This is a genomic window from Hyphomicrobium sp., from assembly GCF_035548195.1.
Taxonomy (GTDB): Bacteria; Pseudomonadota; Alphaproteobacteria; order Rhizobiales; family Hyphomicrobiaceae; genus Hyphomicrobium_B.
Window position 1 is genome coordinate 1 of the sequence record NZ_DASZTY010000008.1, and the last position, 4,540, is coordinate 4,540.

The following is a 4,540-nucleotide window of genomic DNA, read 5'->3' on the forward strand; positions in this document are numbered from 1 at the left end:
TGCGGCACCGCGCGCGCTCGGAATGATCCGGCCGGTTTACTCGCCGCGCCTTCGCCAGGCGATCGTTCGTGAGGTCACCAAGGACATGGTCAAGCAACCGATTCATGAGATCGAACGGTTCGTCACATCAGAGATGTAAAGGGCAATAGAGCTGACTGTGATTGAGAATCCTTTTAGCTGCGACGGCTTTTGTTGGACACCTCATTGCGCCGTGTTCATTCGCCCTTGAACTTATGGATAAAGCGTGACGTGCAAACGCGGTCGCGCGACAGCCGCAATCGAAGGCGAGTGCGGCACCGCAAACGGATTATCCGGTGCCGCCAAGGTTCAATCGACCGAAATACTTCGCTAGTTGGCGATCAAATACTGCCGCCGTAGCGTGCCGATATCGGACGCAATGCCAGTGAAGCCGCGCACAAGGGCCAAGGCCTTGGTAAGCTGCGTCGCCTCGGCGTTCGTGATCAGGATAACATCCTTGTCACGCATTTGAACGGACTGGGCGAGGAAGTAACCTTCGGCGCTTCTCAAATCGACGCGATAGAGGACTGGCACGAATTCAGGCGGTTTGGAGCCAAGCGATGCAATATATTCGGGATCGAGAATGTCTTTGGCGATGAACCACGGCTCGAAGCGGAAAAGATAAATGCCGCTCGGATCGCCTGTGAGGTCGATCGGGCCGCCGGCCTGCGCGATGGCCTCGGCAAGCGTGACCTTTTCGCTCATGAACGGATAGGTCGACACGCGTTGGGTCGCACCAAACACCGCATACCGGCGCGGGTCGTGGATGAGATAGATCTGATCGCGGGGAGCGACGATGATATTCTCGGCAGGATTATTTACGACGGTTTGCAGAAGGACCTTGCCGACTTCCTTGTTGCGCATGACCTGTACGTAGGTCTCATACGCGGGAAATTTGGCGCCACCGGCGGCCGCGATGACGTCCAGCAGTCGTTCGCCGCGCGAGCTCAGCGGCACTGGCCGCGCCAAATTCACTTCGCCGCTGACTGTCGCCGCATTTCCAATATTGTTGATGAGCGAAACCATGACCTGCGGCGAAACAGATTTGCCCTGCAGATCTCTCTGGATGACAGCGCCGGCTTGGCCCGGGGTGAGACCGCCGATTTTTACGCGCCCGACGAAGGGCACGAAGATCGTGCCGTCACTTTCGATGACCTGCGGCGGAATGTTGCTCGCGCCGGTAGCGACCTGGCCGAGCGAGGCGGCGGAAGCAGCAGCGCCGGAAACGACCGACGGCGGCGGGAAGAGAGCCTGCCCGCCGGTCTCGTAGACGGTGATCGCGATTACGTCTCCGGCCGCCAACGCATTGCTGGCGCCATAATGGCGATTTCGGAACGAGGCGCCGAACGTCGGATGATAGTGGTTCAATTCTGAAACGACATGCGTATCCATCTTCACGATGGAATATTTGAAGTCGGGTGTGTCGGTCGAGGCGGCCAACTCGAGCGCGGTTGGGGCTGCCGCAGGCAACGCGCACCCCGCCATGATAATCGGCAGCGCAAAAACCAGCGCGATGCGCGACCACGACGGGCAACGTACGTCGGACTGACCTACAACAAACAAGCCCAGCACCCCTTCAACGACTTGACGGGCTTCCAACCTCACAAACGACTTTGAAAGTCCCCGAACCCCGACCTTCTCGCGCAGAGCGATGCCAGCGCCACCATCGCTAAGTACGCTTCAGGAAATGAGAATCGCCCCTCGATTGCAAGCGGGCCGGGAAATTGCACACGCATTTTCCGCCAGCTTCCAAGCCTGACATCCAAGTTTGACATTTGACCTCTTACGGGCGGGTTATCGTTTTGGAAGGTCAGACGACGCATCATCCCGGGAACCGGAGCAATAATCAATAGGCTTGATTATTTTTAAACAACAGACTTGATGAATCATGCCCGGTATCTATTTTTTAATTCTGTTATATCAATCGGTTACGCCTTAACAGGCGATTATCGGCCCTAAATAGTGGTAGAAAGCGTCGCCGTTTCTTGCTATATCAGCGGGCCGCTTTAGCACTCGCTCGAGCGCACAGATTGGGCCGACCTGGCGACGATATGCGTGGCGAAGACCCGGATAACATCAAGCCACGGCTCGGCCTTGAAGCCACACCTTCGCCGGCTAATCGACCACCACAGGACGATCAGGTGAAAGATCTCCCACGCCGCCAAGGCCGGCGTACTCAACAAGCTCCCGTTGACGTCACGGCGGACGTCCCGAGCGGCCGCAGCGCGCTGGCTACGCAGTTGCCTAATCGTGTTCCGGCATCCACGAGGAGAATCGAACAGCGCCTAACGGTGACAACGCGGCGCTTTGCTGTTGCCGAGCAGTCTCGGCAACATCACCCATTGTTGCCGGGACAAGGGGGCAAGAAGAAGCGCTCGTACAGTGGCCTTATCGGATTTGCCATTTGTGTTGGGCTGCCCATCGTTGTCGCCAGCATCTACTACTGCTTCTTCGCATCGAACCAATACGTTACCGAATTCCGTTTCTCGGTTCAGGATACGTCCCCCGGCGCGACTTCATTGCCGACCGGTCTAACGGCTGTGCTGGGTGGCGGTGCGAGTTCGGCCAGCAACGACAACTATCTTGTTACCGATTATCTACTCAGCCGTTCGGCGGTCGAAGAATTGCAGAAGCGTATCCACCTGATTGACCGCTATTCCTCTTCGAACATCGATTGGTGGTCGCGGTTCGACTCGTCCAAGCCGATTGAGAGTTTCGTGCCGTATTGGCAATCGATGGTCAGGGCGAATTTCGATCAGGTAACAGGCCTTGCGACTGCGACAGTGCGCGCATTTTCAGCGGAAGATGCACTGCTGATCGCGAACACAATGGTCTCGCTCTCGGAAGAACTCGTCAATAAGCTATCCAATCGCTCGCAGAACGACGCAGTGCGGTTTGCCGAGAAGGAAGTCGAGCGCGCGCAGGATAGGCTTAGAAAAAATCGAGCGAAGTTGACAGAGTATCGCAATCGCGTTGGCGTAATCGATCCGACGGCGAGCGTTGCAGCAAGCAACTCGACGCTAGTGCAGACGCAGCGCGCCAACCTGGCATCACTGGAGACGCAGCTCGCCACGTACGAACGTCAGAACTTGCAGCAGAATTCTCCGGTGGTCGTGACGCTCAAAAATCAAATCAAATCCGTCAAGGAACAGCTGGCCGCGACAGAGGCTGACGTGGGCAAGGGTGTAAACGGCACAGCATTGTCCAAAGTCGTCGGGGATTACGAGCAGATCAATCTCGAAGTCCAGTTTGCGCAGGCGATGGTGACGAGTACCATGCAGGCGCTAGATCAGGCGCGCGCCAACGCGGCATCGCAGCATCTTTATATTACCCCTTATGTGCGGCCGAGCTTGCCGCAGAGTGCAGTTTATCCCAACAGGTTCTGGTCGGTGGTTAGCGTTGGCCTGGTGGCCTTTGCATTCTGGATCATCGGCCTGCTGGTTTTACGCTCCATTCGCGAGCGCTTTGCCTGATCGGAGCCGGAGACGCAGGCTCCTTATCCGTTCATCACGAACAGGTCCAACTCCGGCTCGAGCAGCGCTTCCCATTGCGGCGTCACGATGTTGAAGGCCGTACGCAGCCGCTGCATATCAAGTCGCGAATTGAGCGGCCGTTTCGCCTTGGTCGGATAATCCTTCGAGGCGATCGGCACGACGCGCTGCGCCGCGAGCGCAACGCCGCGCCGCTTCAGTCCGTCGACGATAGCGGCGGCAAAGCCGCACCAACTCGTGTATCCGCTTGCGGCGAGATGAACGACGTTTTTCGCCGACGCGAACGCACGAGCAAGGTCGGCGGTATTGGGGTGAACGATGTTCGCGACCGTATCCGCGATCATTGCCGCCGTCGTCGGGGCGCCGATCTGATCGCCGACAATGCGCAATTCTTCCCGCTCTTTGGCAAGACGCGCGATGGTGCGCAGGAAATTCTTCCCTCGCGCGGCATAGACCCAGGCGGTGCGGAGAATGAGGTGCGGGCCGCCGGCCGCGCGGATCGCCTCTTCGCCGGCAAGCTTGCTCGCGCCGTAGGCATTGAGCGGCGCGACAGGATCGTCCTCGCGCCAGGGCTTTTCGCCGGCGCCGTCGAAAACGTAATCGGTTGAGAAATGCACCAGCGGCACGCGCCTTGCGGCAGCCCAGCGCGCGATGGCTTCGGGACCTTTCGCATTCACCAGAAAAGCCAATTCGCGCTCATCCTCGGCGCGATCGACCGCCGTATAGGCGGCTGGATTGATGATGATGTCGGGCTTGAGCGCATCGAGTTGCTTGGCGATTTCAACCGGCTTCGACAGATCGAGCATCCCGCGATCGGCGGCAATCAGAGTGCCGAAGCCGCGAAAGCGATCGACAAGCGCGGACCCGACCTGTCCCGTCGTGCCTGTGATCAGGATGCGCACGGATCACGCGGAAAATTTCGGCAGCCGGCCCACTTGTGAGAGCAAGGGAGCGGATGCATCGCGCGCCGACAGGATTGGATCGGCAACCGGCCATTCTATGCCGATTGCGGGATCGTCCCAGCGGATCGC

Annotated in this window: 4 protein-coding genes and 1 pseudogene; 2 read left to right on the plus strand and 3 right to left on the minus strand. The window is 58.5% G+C overall.

From position 1 onward, the window contains the following. Window positions 1–139: host attachment protein (locus VHB22_RS02390; RefSeq protein ID WP_325455360.1), on the plus strand; the 139-nt coding region annotated here is incomplete at its 5' end. 209 nt (window positions 140–348) lie between these two features. On the opposite strand, the gene VHB22_RS02395 is transcribed toward VHB22_RS02390, so the two are convergent. Then, entirely contained in the window at window positions 349–1,581 is a 1,233-nt protein-coding gene (locus VHB22_RS02395; RefSeq protein ID WP_325455357.1) for a polysaccharide biosynthesis/export family protein, read from the minus strand. Window positions 1,582–2,069: 488 nt separating this feature from the next. On the opposite strand from VHB22_RS02395, the gene VHB22_RS02400 reads away from it, so the two are divergent. Continuing rightward, window positions 2,070–3,491, plus strand: coding sequence for a hypothetical protein (locus tag VHB22_RS02400; protein WP_325455358.1), 1,422 nt, complete (start codon window positions 2,070–2,072; stop codon window positions 3,489–3,491). Between the two features lie 23 nt (window positions 3,492–3,514). On the opposite strand, the gene rfbD is transcribed toward VHB22_RS02400, so the two are convergent. Then, window positions 3,515–4,411, minus strand: a complete 897-nt coding sequence (gene rfbD, locus VHB22_RS02405; RefSeq protein WP_325455359.1) for a dTDP-4-dehydrorhamnose reductase — start codon at window positions 4,409–4,411, stop codon at window positions 3,515–3,517. Between the two features lie 3 nt (window positions 4,412–4,414). Beyond that, window positions 4,415–4,540 (minus strand): annotated as a pseudogene (locus VHB22_RS02410) (dTDP-4-dehydrorhamnose 3,5-epimerase family protein); the annotation flags it as partial.

Excerpts from the sequence above, each read along its gene's own strand:
- VHB22_RS02400 (WP_325455358.1), top strand. The coding sequence starts at position 2,070 with ATGCGTGGCGAAGACCCGGATAACATCAAGCCACGGCTCGGCCTTGAA.